Source organism: Prochlorococcus sp. MIT 1342 (assembly GCF_047304495.1).
Classification (GTDB): Bacteria; Cyanobacteriota; Cyanobacteriia; order PCC-6307; family Cyanobiaceae; genus Prochlorococcus; species Prochlorococcus marinus_D.
This window is the reverse complement of the sequence record NZ_CP138957.1, coordinates 811540-826247: the sequence shown is the minus strand read 5'-3', so window position 1 is coordinate 826247 and position 14708 is coordinate 811540. Positions and strand designations below refer to the sequence as shown.

General features: G+C 47.3%; 15 protein-coding genes and 1 tRNA gene. 9 read left to right on the top strand and 7 right to left on the bottom strand.

The window, feature by feature from the left end; genetic code table 11:
- Nucleotides 1–126 precede the first annotated feature (126 nt).
- Nucleotides 127–1008 (bottom strand): DMT family transporter, encoded by an 882-nt coding sequence (locus SIB79_RS04360; protein WP_063403002.1) that lies wholly within the window; start codon nucleotides 1006–1008, stop codon nucleotides 127–129.
- Between the two features lie 72 nt (nucleotides 1009–1080).
- On the opposite strand from SIB79_RS04360, the gene SIB79_RS04355 reads away from it, so the two are divergent.
- The 3 genes from SIB79_RS04355 (at nucleotide 1081) to SIB79_RS04345 (ending at nucleotide 1692) form a co-directional block, all read left to right on the top strand.
- Complete coding sequence (locus SIB79_RS04355; protein WP_413681149.1) at nucleotides 1081–1239, top strand: hypothetical protein; 159 nt, start codon at nucleotides 1081–1083, stop codon at nucleotides 1237–1239.
- A 207-nt stretch (nucleotides 1240–1446) separates the two neighbouring features.
- A complete protein-coding gene (locus SIB79_RS04350) occupies nucleotides 1447–1605 on the top strand; it encodes a hypothetical protein (RefSeq protein ID WP_196757573.1) in 159 nt (52 codons plus the stop codon).
- 13 nt (nucleotides 1606–1618) lie between these two features.
- A tRNA-Pro gene (locus tag SIB79_RS04345) sits at nucleotides 1619–1692 on the top strand.
- Between the two features lie 35 nt (nucleotides 1693–1727).
- Here the strand turns inward: SIB79_RS04345 and SIB79_RS04340 are convergent.
- Entirely contained in the window at nucleotides 1728–1910 is a 183-nt protein-coding gene (locus tag SIB79_RS04340) for a hypothetical protein (protein ID WP_063403000.1), read from the bottom strand.
- A 136-nt stretch (nucleotides 1911–2046) separates the two neighbouring features.
- On the opposite strand from SIB79_RS04340, the gene SIB79_RS04335 reads away from it, so the two are divergent.
- The 5 genes from SIB79_RS04335 to SIB79_RS04315 are packed head-to-tail and all read left to right on the top strand — an operon-like array spanning nucleotide 2047 to nucleotide 5574.
- Nucleotides 2047–2355 (top strand): hypothetical protein, encoded by a 309-nt coding sequence (locus SIB79_RS04335; RefSeq protein WP_063402999.1) that lies wholly within the window; start codon nucleotides 2047–2049, stop codon nucleotides 2353–2355.
- A 33-nt stretch (nucleotides 2356–2388) separates the two neighbouring features.
- Nucleotides 2389–2691, top strand: a complete 303-nt coding sequence (locus tag SIB79_RS04330; RefSeq protein WP_063402998.1) for a hypothetical protein — start codon at nucleotides 2389–2391, stop codon at nucleotides 2689–2691.
- Complete coding sequence (locus SIB79_RS04325) at nucleotides 2688–3620, top strand: hypothetical protein (RefSeq protein ID WP_063402997.1); 933 nt, start codon at nucleotides 2688–2690, stop codon at nucleotides 3618–3620. Before SIB79_RS04330 ends, SIB79_RS04325 begins: the two co-directional genes overlap by 4 nt.
- Entirely contained in the window at nucleotides 3617–5239 is a 1623-nt protein-coding gene (locus tag SIB79_RS04320) for an AAA family ATPase (protein ID WP_063402996.1), read from the top strand. The genes SIB79_RS04325 and SIB79_RS04320 overlap by 4 nt, the downstream gene beginning before the upstream one ends.
- A 20-nt stretch (nucleotides 5240–5259) precedes the next feature.
- The gene (locus SIB79_RS04315; protein WP_063402995.1) at nucleotides 5260–5574 is read left to right on the top strand and encodes a hypothetical protein; all 315 of its coding nucleotides are present in this window, start codon (nucleotides 5260–5262) and stop codon (nucleotides 5572–5574) included.
- Here the strand turns inward: SIB79_RS04315 and SIB79_RS04310 are convergent.
- The gene (locus SIB79_RS04310) at nucleotides 5571–5723 is read right to left on the bottom strand and encodes a hypothetical protein (protein ID WP_413681148.1); all 153 of its coding nucleotides are present in this window, start codon (nucleotides 5721–5723) and stop codon (nucleotides 5571–5573) included. The genes SIB79_RS04315 and SIB79_RS04310 overlap by 4 nt on opposite strands.
- 360 nt (nucleotides 5724–6083) lie before the next feature.
- Between SIB79_RS04310 and SIB79_RS04305 the strand changes: the two genes are divergently transcribed.
- Nucleotides 6084–10604: a calcium-binding protein gene (locus tag SIB79_RS04305; RefSeq protein WP_155724564.1), complete on the top strand. Its 4521-nt coding sequence runs from the start codon at nucleotides 6084–6086 to the stop codon at nucleotides 10602–10604.
- Between the two features lie 432 nt (nucleotides 10605–11036).
- Here the strand turns inward: SIB79_RS04305 and SIB79_RS04300 are convergent, their stop codons facing one another.
- The 4 genes from SIB79_RS04300 to SIB79_RS04285 all read right to left on the bottom strand — a co-directional run bounded on the left by SIB79_RS04300 (nucleotide 11037) and on the right by SIB79_RS04285 (nucleotide 14602).
- Complete coding sequence (locus tag SIB79_RS04300; RefSeq protein WP_063402990.1) at nucleotides 11037–11993, bottom strand: hypothetical protein; 957 nt, start codon at nucleotides 11991–11993, stop codon at nucleotides 11037–11039.
- 525 nt (nucleotides 11994–12518) lie between these two features.
- Nucleotides 12519–13484, bottom strand: a complete 966-nt coding sequence (locus SIB79_RS04295; RefSeq protein WP_063402988.1) for a hypothetical protein — start codon at nucleotides 13482–13484, stop codon at nucleotides 12519–12521.
- Between the two features lie 644 nt (nucleotides 13485–14128).
- Complete coding sequence (locus SIB79_RS04290) at nucleotides 14129–14389, bottom strand: hypothetical protein (protein WP_236072503.1); 261 nt, start codon at nucleotides 14387–14389, stop codon at nucleotides 14129–14131.
- 60 nt (nucleotides 14390–14449) lie between these two features.
- Nucleotides 14450–14602 (bottom strand): hypothetical protein, encoded by a 153-nt coding sequence (locus SIB79_RS04285; RefSeq protein ID WP_413681147.1) that lies wholly within the window; start codon nucleotides 14600–14602, stop codon nucleotides 14450–14452.
- Between the last annotated feature and the right edge of the window lie 106 nt (nucleotides 14603–14708).

Below are 14708 nucleotides of genomic sequence, written 5' to 3'. Positions count from 1 at the left end.
CACCAAAGCCAACTCTGACATCTTTGATGGCCACGCCCTCTTAAGTTATGGTTAATGCCATGGCGAGCCTGAGTTGGTTGACAAAATTAAAGGATTCTATTTAATAGAGTTAAAGTTTTTTTGTATTTAGCTAGTTACTGCAAGCCAAATTCCAAAAACTGCCATAAAAGATGCAGCTATTCCTCCAATCCTTAGTCTATCGCCTTCATAGCGGCAAAGAAGCAAAGCCATTACAGGTGAGCTGCTCAGTAATGTAACCCCAATCCCTAAGGGAAGCTTTTGCAGAGCTAGCTGTTGCAAAATAATCCCAAGGTTGGTTCCCAACAATGTTGCAAACAGAATCCTGGGCCAACGGATTTGCGACGGACGTGGATAAGGAACTGACCGAATGCATTTTCGAAGCCAAGGAATAATGAGCAATAATCCACCTAGTAAGCGAATGGCAGCACTTTGTAAAGGTGTGATCTGTCCTAGAAGGAGTACTTGTCGTGAGAGTGCGGCACCACTAACGCCGCAAATCACACCAGAGAGAGCAAAGAGTAGCCCCAAACGTTGAGACGAGAAATGACGGCTGACAATCATTCCCTTTTCGGGTGGCTGCTGAAAGGCTGCAATCACAACTGATGTTGCAACAAGGATTGCTCCAAGCCAAGACCTAAAATTTATCGTCTCAGCTAAAAATGTCATTCCGTAAAAGCTCGCCAAAAGAGGTCCTAGCGCTTCAATCGTCAACGTTCTTCGTGTTCCAAGTCGTCGCAGAGCAGCGAAGTAGAAGCTATCTCCCAATGCAATACCTAATGCGCCACTGGCCATCAACAACATCAAGCCATTGGTCTGCTCAGACCATGGCAAGAATAGAAGTACAGGGCACAAAAATAATGTGGCAATGACGATCTTAAGACCATTTAATTGCCAGGCAGTTAATGACGTATCGATTGAGCGCCAAAGACTACTACTTAATGTCCAAGCAAGAGATCCAGAAAGCGCGGCTAAAACACCAATAACCATTGAATGATTTAATCAGAATAGAGAAGTAAAATCACAGCTTCTCTGTAGGCTAGAGATTTCTATTGGGGCTAGGTGATGGCAACCCCCATGTTGGAATCGGCGGTGGCTCTTCTCCAGCTGCCAATGATTGTTGCCAGCCTTCTAGCCAGGCTTTCATTTCTTTCGGAGTCAGCACTCGCTCCAAGCGGCGAATCAATTCTTGTGGAGGGTGTGGCATCAGTATGTTCCTGATTAGTGCTGGCCAAACCACAGATTTGCCTCTGCTCGACCAGTCTCCATCATTAGCTTCTGAACTTTTAGTCCACCTAGATATAGCTCTACCAGCATGAGGTGAACATGATCATGGACAATCGCTCGATTTTAAAGTCATGACTATCAAAAATATGGCGTAGGTGATCCCTGCCGACCCTTGCTGAAACGTCTGCACCAACCAACGTTGTGGGGGTTGTCGTTGCGATTGTCAGAGCAACAAGGGAGGAAAATCAGCCCGATCGGCTGAGTGACGCCCACGCCACAGACGAACTCAGAGTGATTCTCTACAAAATGGCCGAACCTATTGGTGGCAAAGGTTTTACTGATAAGCACTCCAGAGATTAGGATTCTTGCGTGGCGGGGCGTGGCGCAGCTTGGTAGCGCGGGTGCTTTGGGAGCACTAGGTCGCAGGTTCGAATCCTGTCGCCCCGACTTGAATCTCAGCGAATAGCAAAAGCAGGTTTGCGCTAAGGCTGCGCTAGGAGAGGTTGCTGCCACGGCCGTAGCGCAAGACTTTCGATCAAGCGACTCAGCAGCTGTTGACTTATTTCAGAACCAGTTGGTACATTTTTTTCACCGAAAGAGAAGAGCGCCTCGGGTCCCCCGAGCTGCTCTCCGCCAGGGTCTCCCTGGTCCCTAACCAGCTCCATTCATGAGTTGGCTCACTGGAAGTAGTGAGGGTTTCTATGAGTTGGCTCACTGGAAGTAGTGAGGGCTACCCATAGAAGTTTGTCGAAAGGACGGTTCTGTACACCCCCTTCTGAGGAAGATTCAGCAGAACTGTCAATGTCCCGTAATCGTTACGCCAACAAAGCTCGCAATGAAGCCCGTATTCATGGGCAGACTTTGCGTGGCAAGTCAAAGCGTGATGTAAGCCGACAAATCACGCGTTTGATCATGGCCGGGCGGGATGATCTCGATGTCAACTCAACGCCTGCTGACTGGCTTAGGTCTGATGCTCGCTTTAGTGAGCGCGTCGCAAATGGCGAGGTGCAAACACTTGCCTCGCATGGACTGTCTCAGTCAACGCTGGATCAGCTCAAGCAATTGAGAGGTTTCGAGGACGAGTTCAAGCAACGCTTGATTGATCTGTAGCTCTTCTGAAGAAGGGGATCTTTTCTGATCCTCATGAACACTGACCAACCCATTTGGGCAACAACAGAAGAAGCCGCCGCTGCATTGCAGATGGGCAAATCAACTCTGTGGGCCCTTCATCGTGGTGAAGAACTCACCGCTGGCCAGCATTGGATATACCGGACAGGGAAACCAAATAGCCCTGTCGGCTGGAGCATCCCGGCCCTTAAGCAATGGCAGATTGAGAAAACCAAACGAATCACCAAAGCACGCAAGCAGGCCACTGCAATCAAAGCCGCTGAAGTCGAATCATTTGATGAGCCTGATGCCGTTACGCCTAACGAGGCGGAATCATGAGGTTCTCAGAACTGCATCGCCTTGAAAAACTTCAAGATGCGCTTGCTCTTCTTCCAGTTGGCTGGGGGAGTGAATGTAAAGGCCCGATGCTCAAGGGCTGGCCTGATCACCCAGGACACACCACAGAACAGCTACAGAACTTCCCTGGCATTCGTTCTGTTGGTGCTCGCACTGGCGCACTAACTGGGCCGCTGTTGGCTTTTGATTTCGATGGTGAAACGTCTATTGAATACGCCTGCTCAAAGGGGTTGGATCCACGGTCTGTCACAACGTGGCAGGTGCACCGCGATAACGACCCATTTCGTTTGAAGGTTCTGTATCGGCCAACACCAGATCAGATCGCGCGATTGCCACACCTTGGCGGGACTCCTGAATTTCAAGGCAAGACCATCACCGCAAACAAAGAAGGGGAACGAAAAGGTGAAGCTCTAGAAGTTTTCTTTGATGGTGCTCGTCACGTCATCATCTGTGGCGAACATCCTTCTTCTGGTGGCAATTACTTCTGGCCTGAAGGACTAGGCCCAGAAGTGTTCAGTGCACCTCCAGATGACTGGATGGAGTATGCGATTGAAGTGGCCACTGAAACCACGAACCGCAAACGCACAGGTGCAAAACAAAGCACCACACGCCAAGGCACGCGCAAGCTCAACCCGTGCCCTATTTGTGGCAGGCATTCCGGCTCTGGGGGTTCTTCTCTTTGGTGTGACGAGACATCAGACGGGCTGATTCTTTGCATGCCGGGCAGCACTTTTAGCGCTGAACAAAAACATGGCCCGCTCGTAGTAGGGCAAATCATCAATGGCTTGGCAGTCGTAAAACGCACCCCAATCCCTGAAGGTGATGTTCTGACCTTCAAGGCTCATGAGCAGCTAACCAGCAGAAGGTCACGTCCTATGCGGACTTTTCGTTGGGGAGCTGTAAGGAAATGACAAGTCCAATCCCCAACCCTTCTCCTGCCGAACTCAAGCGTCAACTTCAAAAGGATCGAAGCAACTTCAACAAACTGCGCGGATATGCAGAGCAGTTATTGGCCGAAAAGGTTCGACCTGAAGAACGCTCAACCCTGCTAAAGGCCGTGGCATTTGACGTTGGCCTTCAGCTAGGGCAGAAAGAAATCTTTGCTATTAACGCTGAAGCAAGAAGACGGCTTCAAGGAAGTGCTGGACCTGCAACGCAGAAAGATGAATTTGATATTCCCGAACAGATCTGGGCGTGGGATCAAATCCTGGCCGCACAAACCCCCAACCTGCTTGTTGCATTGCAGAAAGTAGGCAAGACAGCATTGATGGCTGGTCTTATCTCCGCATGGCATTACGGCAGAGGTGAATTTCTCGGTTATCAGCTGACAGGCCCGTGTCCGCCGGTCTTAATCGCTGGCACTGATCAAACCATCGCTGATTGGCGTGCTGTATTGGCTCCGGTTGGTCTCATGGAGCAATCGGATACAGGCAAATGGCGACTTACTCGAGAAGGCCCGATCAAACGTCTCTGGTCTCGATCACGCCCCGTTTACTTCGATATGCAGGGTATTGAAGAAATCAGCGAAGCCTGCGCTGAAACCCCCGGAGCCCTGCTGTGGTGTGACACGTATGCAGCGTTGATCGCACCATTGGGCCTCGATGAGGCAAAACCAGAAGCGGCTGAGCCGCTTTACAACCTTATGGAGATGATCGAGCCGTATAAGACAACTCCGGCTTTATTGCATCACTCCAGCAAGTCCAGAGCCAACGAGCGAGCCTCTAATGCCTCTCGTAATTCAAATGCCATCCCTGCGGCTGTCTCACAAATCATCAGCCTTCAATGGCTTGAGCCTGACAAAAAAGGCGATCAACGCATCAACCTCACAACAGAAGGTCGCAATAGCAAACCGATTGATCTTGTTATTGAACAGATTGATCGCAGCCAATGGATTAGCCATGGCACTGGTCAAGACATCAAGGAAGCCAAGAATCTTGAACAAGTCGAAGCCAAGCTCTCTGCGCGGCAAAGGAACGTCTTGCAAGAGGTTCGTAATCAGTGGACTGATCATCACCTCGAAAGTGATGCGCCAGGAGTGTTTAGCGCGCTCTCTGATGACGAGTTCGATCACGTTCGCAAAGCTCGCGCGACCCTTGAGCAACTCGTCGACAAGCATTTAATCGATAAGCGCAACGTCAATGATCCACGAGCTGGCGGCACTGTTATTCGCTACCGGCCCATTGGCTCTGATCTCAGCCTCGCGCGCGTGGGTATCCAAAAACACCCTCCCCAGCCTCCCCAGGTTCCGGAGGTTGCTAATGCAAGTCTGCGATTTATTCAGTCTCCTTTGTCTCCTTTGCTCAATGCAAAAGAGGCTGAGGAGGCTGAGGAGCCTCAAAACAAAGCCCCGCGCGCGCGAGGTAATACCTCTTCTCTCCTCGGGCTGCATGAAGACATCTTCTGGGAGATCGTCGACGAAAACCCCGACGCTTTGCCGAATCCAATCGCTAACAAGTTCATGGTTGCTACTGGTCGAATCCTCGAGGGTCGGCAGGTCCGTGCATTACTGCAAAGCCGACCCCTGAACTAATTCCTGCCAGAATCCAAAGCATGGGTAAAAAATGCACCAAGTACGAAAAAGAAAAGCGCATCCTGCAATTTGTACAGATGCTCTCTAAAGGTGCAGTCAACTCAGAGTTGATTCGATATGCCGCGGATGAATGGGGTATCGGAAAACGACAAGCTGAGGACTATCTCGCAGAAGCACGGCAGGTTGTCATTGATGACGTCAACCATGACCGCAAGATTGTTGTCGCTGAGATGGTTCACATGATGAAGGCCGTGATGAAAGAAGGCTTTCGTACAGGTCAGCTGAATTCAGTCATTGGAGCAGCGAATACGTTGTCGCGTGTGGCCAAGCTCTAAAAACGCGTAGCTGCTTGTTGAGGGGCTTGAAACAGCAAGTTCGCGGGGATGCCGAGGGGAAGGCTTGCATCCGTAAAACCTATAGCGGTCACGGTGAAAATCACAGCCCAAGGGTTGAGCGGAAGTGGCTTATGGCTGTTGTTGCTCAATTCATAAGCGATGTGGGTTATCAATATGCCTAAGCGATACAAGCTGACGACGCAATATTTACCACTCAAGAGTTTCACTAACAGAATTGAATCTATAGTCCTAAAAAAGTCTATCTAAACTCCGAAGGCTAATATACAACTTCTTGCTCAATAAGCCAAGCTACTTATTCCAGACAGAGATCCTTTTATACCTCTCAGAAGTTTCAGCAGACATCATTCACGCTCATGAACAACATATACACAGTACACAAGCCGCACTATCTACATTGAAAACCAAGCCAATGAGTATTAAGATGATTTAGATAGATACAATTCTAGATAGTAGGCACGTTACCATTCTCCTATCAAATAGAAAGGTTCATGAGCGCATCAAGGAAAGTTCTTCTAGTCAACACCAATGCAGACTCTGCAGCTGCTGGAAAGACTAAACATACACTACGCTGGGCTCTTGAACAAACACAGAAGGTTGAAGGCGATTATGAAATTGTCTTCCAGCGAGCTGACAATAAAACATATACGAATAGCTTTGGCACTGGCTACTGGACATTTGCACTAAGAACGCCTCTGCCTGTCATCGAAAAAAGCAACATCAAAATCAATACTTCTGTCCCAAAGTCTATTGTCATAATCCCTCAAAACGCGAAACAAAATACAGATGGCACATACAGTCATGGGACAGTAGGAAACGCCCCCCTATTGACTATTGCCAATCCTTATAAAGCATCACAAGCCACGATCCCAATAGTAACATTAAATGAGGTTAATTTCGTCAATAATAGTGTTAACGGTAAGAATGGCTCGAGTGCAAGTAAGGGTGGTGGAGGTGGTGGTGGTGGACTTGGCGCAGGGGCAGGAATTTTACTAGGAGCAGGAACGCTAAATATTAAAAATTCTATTTTTCAAAATCTCAAAGTAAGTGGTGGAAAAGGCGGCAGCGGACAGGTGAATTTCACTGTTCCAGTAACCATCATTGGTGCAGGTGGTGGTGCTGGAGGGCCGCTTCATGGATCTTGGGAAGGTGGAGCAATGGGAGCTAGATCACATGGAGACGGTGGAATATTTGGAGTTGCACCTCCCGCAGCTGGACAATCAGCAAAGGCTGGAGGGCGAGCAGGCGGTACAGGTAACCACCTATCCCCTAATTATTGGGGGACCAATGGTGGACATGGCGGAGCTGGAGGGAAAGCTGGAAGGGGGGGTACTGACGCTGCATGGAACAACGTTCACGGTGGAACCGGCGGCAGTGCAAGTAGCACCACTGAAATAGGGCGTGGTGGAGGCGGAGGTGGAGGTGGAGGTGGAGCTGGTAGCTACGAATATGGTGGAAATATGCATCAAGGAAATTCAGGCCGAGGAGGTAGCGGAGGAAATGCGGGCTTTGGTGCAGGTGGTGGTGGTGGTGGTGGTATGGGGGGACTCGCCGTTCAGAGTGTGGGGAGGCGAGCAACGCTCAGGTGGTATCTCGGCAGACCAAGCTCTGGAGGATCAGCCGGAAAGAGCGGTGATCACGCTGGCCCTGCAGAGAGTGGCTATGGCGTTGGCCATAAATTTATAAATAAAAATGAGGGTTTCCCTGGTGGCAAAGGCGGAGATGGTGCATCCCTTGGAGGCGCAATATCTATCTTAAGTGACAACGCAACTGTCAATTTGGAGAGTGTAGACTTTATCGGAAATACTGCATCCGCAGGGCCTAAAGCAAGTCAATACGCGACACTATTCTCGAGATACAAAAAACCTGGGATAGTAAAACTCAAGGATGTAAACTTTTATACGTCTACTAACGACGGGAATCCAAGAAAAAACCTTCAAGGCTTAATTACAAGCAATGGCATTCATGCACATCTGGGGCAACTAAATGACAATCAATCGTACAAGCCTCCGGTACATATGGGTACATCATCGATCATAAAAGAGAATGTGGCCAAGATACGCAACAAGCAAATAATTCAAAATAAGCATGGCACAAGCGACACAAACATCATTAGCTTTGAAGACTCTGGTTCAGGCAAAAGAACATCAACCGTTACTAGTGATTTTACTGACCCAAATAATCCCTTTCATCAAATACATCGACAATTGGTGCCCGATCAAACAGATACAATCGAGCAGGAGTATCAAGATGCTGTCAACCAAAGCTTTTGGGATGCCGTCAACGGGGTCGCGGGTGACATGCCAGATATCATCGAATCAACATTAATCTCGAGAAATATACTCAAGGAAGCAGAAATATTCGATCCCAAAATTCCAATTGCAACAACAGTGCTTAAAAATGCATTCAGCCACCTTTACACAAAATATAATGCCAAGTCGAAACGTGATAAAGACATGGCGGCGAATAATAAGAAGCAGAAGGAGCTCTTTGACTTTCTAAACCAGAATAGAAAAGCTCAGATAGGAAATGTTACTTATGACATAAAACAGCAGAGGAGGTCAGTAGAGATTCATGACTTTACGGTTGGGGAAGATATCATTCTCTTCCCCAATATGACAAATGTAGAGAATATCCAGGTCACAAATATTAGTGGAACAAGCAATGGTTACTGGATCAAAACAGCACAAGATACTAATGAAGCTAGGGGAATCTGTAAGATCTTTTTAAGTGCAGAAAGCGCACAGGACATGAAAACTGCTACAGGAGGCGCACAGTACATCAACAGTCTGATAAGACGGCCTTCGCAAATTAATAATGAAGATGTCCTAGAGACCTACCAAAAAGGAATTCATAAAGATACCTGGACTATGTCAACACGGCAACTGCTTGATAAACAAGACACTAGGGATGTGCTTTATGGGCCCGCCGACACGATTGTCAGAATTGATAGAGCAACAAGCGACGGACCTTCAGTTCGATATAAAACCGAAACAAGAAATGGTGATGATCAAGTCTATGGCTCAAATGGAGATGAAGACATAACCACACATGGTGGCGACGATCTAATCATGCCTTACAGGGGTAACGACAACATTAATGCTGGTAATGGCAATGACATAGTCAGTTATACATGGCTAAAAGATAAAAATGATCAAAGAATAGCTATCAAAGTGGTTGGCACGACCCATGACGATAGAGGGCATCAAACACCAAGGATGAAAGTGACGACTGCAAACCAGGCAGTAACCCTAAGCTCAAATATCGATAATGCTGAATCGATCGCAGCCTTCGGAGAAAGTGATATTAACCTCAAAAATATCGGTAGCCCTGAGGGTGGTATCTATTCAATTCGTACAGGTTCTGGAAGCGTAGTCAACGGGAGTAAGTTTAATGACTTGATGATCATTTCATATGATCTCGATGAAAATGCAGGCTCGGATAGTGAAGCGCCGTTTAAAAAGACAACCAAAATTTACGGCAATGGTGGGGATGATGACACAATTAGGCTTTTGATAGATAAACTCCCAGCTGGCTGGGTATTATCACCGTTACTACTAGACTATAACAAATCAACGAGAAGTGGCGCAGTTAAAATAGGCAAACTTGCTCCATCATCGTCGAATGCTACATTCGATTCCTTACACACAATATTAGAATACGAAGGGATTGATGTAAAGAATGTCTTGCATCAAGGCATAGGAGATAAAAAAGCAGAAGGGTGGCGGCGGTGGAAATTGGCGAGACGAACTGGAGATTTGGAAGATTGGCGAAGCTATCAGCAGTTCTATGGGAGGTCGTTTAGTAAGGGGTTCCTAAACGACGACAACCTTCAACCTTCCTTTGGTTTTCGTAATTTAGACAATAGAATGCCTGCATTTCATTTCATGGAGAAGAGAGACCAATTTCTCTCAGGAAAACTAGATAGATATTATCTAGATGATTATGATATTTATGATTATGATGAAGACCTTGGCAGTGACGAAACGGATACTATTTATAGTGGAGAAGAAAATGATAAAGTCTATGGCGGTGACGGCGAAGATAATCTCTACGGAGAGTCTGGTGACGATTTTATTGATGGAGATGCGGGTAATGACACCATTAATGGCGGCATCGGTGACGATATCCTCCATGGAGACAATGGTGATGATCAAGTAGTTGGTGGGGAAGGCAAAGATATCATCAGCGGAGGCAGTGGCAAAGATATTATCAACGGAAATAATGGCAATGACAAACTGACCGGCGGTGACGGACAAGACAATCTCAATGGAGGCTCAGGGCAAGACTTTCTCGGCGGTAATCTTGGCGTTGACTCGTTATCAGGAGGTGATGGCGATGATATTCTCAGCGGAGGTGATGGCGCAGATATTCTCAGCGGTGACTCCGGCGACGATGCCCTCTACGGGGACAATGACAATGACCAACTCTCTGGAGGTGACGGAGACGATGGACTAAGTGGAGGTGACGGAGCGGATATCCTTAGAGGGAATCGTGGCGATGATTATTTAACTGGAGGTGACGGAGCGGATATCCTTAGAGGGAACCGTGGCGATGATTATTTAACTGGAGGTGACGGAGACGATATTCTCAGAGGCAATCATGGTGATGACTTAATCAATGGAGGTGACGGAGCAGATATCCTTAGAGGGAATCGTGGTGATGACTTAATCTATGGAGGTGACGGCGACGATATAATCCAAGGGGACCTTGGTAATGACCAACTAGAAGGTGCTGCAGGCGAGGATTCATTTGTCTTCGGCAAAAAACCGGGCACTGATACAATTTTAGATTTCGACGTGAATAAGGATAAAATCATTTTAGAAAATTACGGCGAAAACCTAGATACCTTGACTTTCAAAAACAAACGTACTGACGCTGATGAAAGTATTGTTGGTGTCATTCGTGGCAATGATGGCCTCAGAATCAAGCTCTATGATGTTGATGTCGAATCGAATAAATTCGCGGATGAGTGGTCTGAATTTATTACCAGTGATTCGTCGTCTATATGAACCATCTAATTACCTCAAGAAAAAGTTTTCTTCCATGTTCTGGCTGCCATAGGCACCTGGAGAGGAGCTAGTAGATGATAAGTTTAAAAGAATCATCAATCAGAAATGGCGATCAAACTCTCAGGCTGTGGTGATTAAGTTAGGAATATAAGTAGTTTTAGGGCAAAAGAAGTTGAAGATGAATTTGTGATGAATGCGTAAAACTATTGCTGGTTTTCGCCTGCTAAAGAAGACACTAAGGCAACTTTCTGCAAGTCAATGGTGCCAGGTATCGATGGTTGTTTCAAGCCAATAGTGAGGTGTTTCAAGAAATAAAAAGCCCCCGCTTTTGCAGGGGCTTTTGGCGGGTATCCTCCATCAAGCGAGTATCAAGGATCAAATTACCCCATTAATCAACAAAGCGCCACTTAAGGATCAATAGGATCGGATTCGTCAGAAACATCCCACAAGGACAATGCAAAAATCGTGCACCCTTACATCCCGATTGGCTGGTGTTGCAGATAACGCCTGAATTGCAGGCATCACTGCTGGTTCACTCTTGCTTGGTGCTCCATAACCATTGCTTCCAAAGCGATATTTAATGTCTGCCGTAAAGAGTGTATCAAAGGCTTCGTCGTAAGAAAGATTGGCGCCAAGCGTTAAACCATTGCTGATGTTGTAAGCCAACCTTCCTTTAACACCAGAACCATCAGCATCATCTAAATCGCCTTGCTGGTAGTAATAACCAACAGAAGCATTGAGATCTGGTGTGATGCTGTAGCCAACATCTAAGCCGTAGGTATCAAGAGCACCACCTTTGTAATGGCTATTCAGGCGTTTCTCAACATCACCAATAGGAACCAGTGCATATGCATTGAAGTCCCAAGTGTCTGAGACTGCTTCTAACCCTGCAGCAACCTGAGAGAAGAAGACATCACGCTTATCAAAGACATTGACGCTGGTATCCGCATCACCTGTATTCATCGGCCGACTGTCATAGCCAGCATTGATGCCATACATCCAAGAGCGATCACCATTGAGCCAGCGATAACCAAGCCTTGTTGATGTGCTGATCGTGGTACCAGCGACATCGGTATTAACGATGCTGCTTTCACCATCTCGATCAGCGAAGTTGGCATTGGCTAGAGCATCAATAAACCAAACGCTGTTCTCGCCAACGGCAATCGGAAGAAACGCTCCAATACCTGCTTGATTGGGTGTTCCTGCTCCTTGCAATGCGCCTTGGAATCCCCAGTTGAACTGCACAGCGTCTTTGAGGTTGATCTCCATCACGCCTAGATCATCTGCACTGCCGTCGTCTTGAGCAGTGACTGGCTGGATTGGTGAACTAGCTAAGGCAAGTGCAGCAGCACCAGTAAGCGATAGAGGAAGGCGAAGGGAACGCTGCACTGGGTTTGAACGCTTAAAAGGTCACTCATTATCTGGAATGTTTTTGGTTGCTGCTATCAGCAGACATCAACTGAAGTACTCGATCTCACCAGGGCAACAAGGATTGCCATGGGCTTGGGATATTCGCCTCAATCAAATTCCTGAGGATTGGCATCAGATTGAGGTGAGATTTAGAAAAACAAATGGAATTAGAGATGGAGATCAAACTCTCAGGTTGTGGTGATTAAGTTAGAGAATATAAATAGTTTTAGGGTTAATGAAGTTGAAGATGAATTTGTGATGAATACTAAAAACTATTGCTGACTTTTACCTGCTAAAGAAGACATCAAGGCAACTTTCTGCAAGTCAATGGTGCCAGGTATCGATGGTTGCTTCAGGCCAATAGTGAGTTACTTAAAGAAATAAAAAAGCCCAGCGATTGCAGGGGCTTATAGAGGGTATCATCACTCACACATTCATGTGTTTTGTGGATCTAATTCCCCTCTCCCCATAACACAAAAAGTCGTGCACCCTTACTACACACCTTCAGCCACATCCCCACCACGACAAACAGTTAATATTAAAGTCGTGCACCCTTACATCCCGATTGGCTGGTGTTGTAGATAACGCTTCAATCGCAGGCATCACTGCTGGTTCTTTCTTGCTTGGTGCTCCATAACCATTGCTTCCAAAGCGATATTTAATGTCTGCCGTAAAGCGAGTGTCAAAGGCTTCATCGTAAGAAAGATTGGCGCCAAGTGTTAAACCATTGCTGATGTTGTAAGCCAGTCTTCCTTTAACACCAGACCCATCAGCCTCACCGAGATCACCACTTTGGTAGTAATAACCAACAGAAGCATTGAGATCAGGTGTGATGCTGTAGCCAACATCTAAGCCGTAGGTATCAAGAGAACCACCTTCGTAATGGCTGTTCAGCCTGTGTTCGTCATCACCGATTGGAACCAGTGCATAGGCATTGAAGTCCCATGTGTCTGAGACTGCTTCTAAACCTGCAGCAACTTGAGAGAAGAAGACATCACGCTTATCAAAGACATTGACGCTGGTATCAGCATCACCTGTATTCATTGGCCGGCTGTCATAGCCAGCATTGATGCCATACATCCAGCTGCGATCACCATTCAGCCAGCGGAACCCCAAGCGGGTTGAAGTGCTGATCGTGGTGCCAGCAACCTCTGTATTGATGATGCTGCTGTAGTTGTCGTAGTCAGAGAAGTTGGCGTTAGCTAAGGCATCAATAAACCAAACGCTGTTCTCACCAACAGCAATGGGAAGAAAGGCGCCAATGCCGGCTTGATTGGGTGTGCCTGCTCCTTGTAGTGCACCTTGAAAGCCCCAGTTGAACTGCACAGCGTCTTTGAGGTTGATCTCCATCACCCCGAGATCTGATGCATTGCCGTCTTCTTGAGCAGCGACTGGCTGGATTGGTGAACTAGCTAAGGCAAGTGCAGCAGCACCAGTAAGCGATAGAGGAAGGCGAAGGGAACGCAGCACAGGAATTGAACGCTTAAAAGGTCACTCATTCTCTGGTTACTTGCTGGTTGTAGCTATCAGCCCACATCATTTGCAGCAAAAGGAGACTGAGAAGCTTCGTATATAACGTCAAAAGCCCCGCCATGTTGCGGGGCTTTTGTTTATTTATTTTCTCCCCCTAGAGCGGTGGCGACTTTTTGTTTTGATCCTTCACCGCTATCCATAGATTCACTCAACCTCTTTAAAAACGCAGTGACCTGGATCAATGCCACTGGTGAGCTTTAACACAAGCGGTGAAGGTGATACGTTCTCTTTGATGGCGACGCCAAAATCAGCGCATTAAGAAGGGCACCCGCGTTGGATGCCCTCAAGTCCAGGACAGGTTTTCAGGGTCTCTACGTCCTCGGACTCCTAATACAGGTCTAAGCAAGCAGAAACAAGGTGTCAGTAGGAAAAAGTACTGCATGTTGATTGGCTCAACATGCTTGATTTATTGCCCGTGCCAAGACTGCTGTTGTTGTTGCCATCAGACTGCCCAGTAGAAAAGATGCTGCAAGTGGCACCAATGAAAGGGCAGCAACAAGTGCAGTGGTTCAGCGTGACATCAGGTGAGTGCTACTGGGTTCAGAGGAGGTCGGCTAACTCTCGGCTTTAGGAGTGCGATTTCACGTCTTAAGCCTTCGTCTCTTCACTTTCTGCTCTTTTGCACTCGAGCCATTCACCGCATCAAAAGCATTAGCCAGATCGCGAGTCATAAACCTGGCATAGCTGCCCATATGAACTTCCAAGCTATGTCCCATCGCATCTGCCATTTGCTTCGGTTGTAAACCTCTGGCATGTCCTGCTGCGCTATAGCGATGACGAAATGAGTAAGGCGTTAATTTCTCGCCCTCAGCTTCTGCTTCCGCTGCAATCGATTGCCACATTGGCTGTCTCCTTAAGTAGGTCCCAACAGCTTCACCGGCCTTACCTGGTTGTCCCAAGCTCTAAAAACGCTTACCTGCTTGTTGAGGGGCTTGAAACAGCAAGTTCGCGGGGATGTTTATGGGAAGGCTTGCATCCGTAAAACCTATAGCGGTCACGGTGAAAATCACAGCCCAAGGGTTGAGCGGAAGTGGCTTATGGCTGTTGTTGCTCAACTCAGAAGTGATGTGGGTTATCAATATGCCTAAGCGATACAAGCTGACGACGCAATATTTACCACTCAAGAGTTTCACTAGCAGAATTGAATCTATAGTCCAAAAA

What these genes read in the sequence shown, in the direction of transcription:
- SIB79_RS04360 (WP_063403002.1), bottom strand. Translation starts at nt 1,008, where the DNA reads ATGGTTATTGGTGTTTTAGCCGCGCTTTCTGGATCTCTTGCTTGGACA.
- SIB79_RS04340 (WP_063403000.1), bottom strand. Translation starts at nt 1,910, where the DNA reads ATGGAGCTGGTTAGGGACCAGGGAGACCCTGGCGGAGAGCAGCTCGGG.
- SIB79_RS04335 (WP_063402999.1), top strand. Translation starts at nt 2,047, where the DNA reads ATGTCCCGTAATCGTTACGCCAACAAAGCTCGCAATGAAGCCCGTATT.
- SIB79_RS04330 (WP_063402998.1), top strand. Translation starts at nt 2,389, where the DNA reads ATGAACACTGACCAACCCATTTGGGCAACAACAGAAGAAGCCGCCGCT.
- SIB79_RS04325 (WP_063402997.1), top strand. Translation starts at nt 2,688, where the DNA reads ATGAGGTTCTCAGAACTGCATCGCCTTGAAAAACTTCAAGATGCGCTT.
- SIB79_RS04320 (WP_063402996.1), top strand. Translation starts at nt 3,617, where the DNA reads ATGACAAGTCCAATCCCCAACCCTTCTCCTGCCGAACTCAAGCGTCAA.
- SIB79_RS04315 (WP_063402995.1), top strand. Translation starts at nt 5,260, where the DNA reads ATGGGTAAAAAATGCACCAAGTACGAAAAAGAAAAGCGCATCCTGCAA.
- SIB79_RS04305 (WP_155724564.1), top strand. Translation starts at nt 6,084, where the DNA reads ATGAGCGCATCAAGGAAAGTTCTTCTAGTCAACACCAATGCAGACTCT.
- SIB79_RS04290 (WP_236072503.1), bottom strand. Translation starts at nt 14,389, where the DNA reads ATGTGGCAATCGATTGCAGCGGAAGCAGAAGCTGAGGGCGAGAAATTA.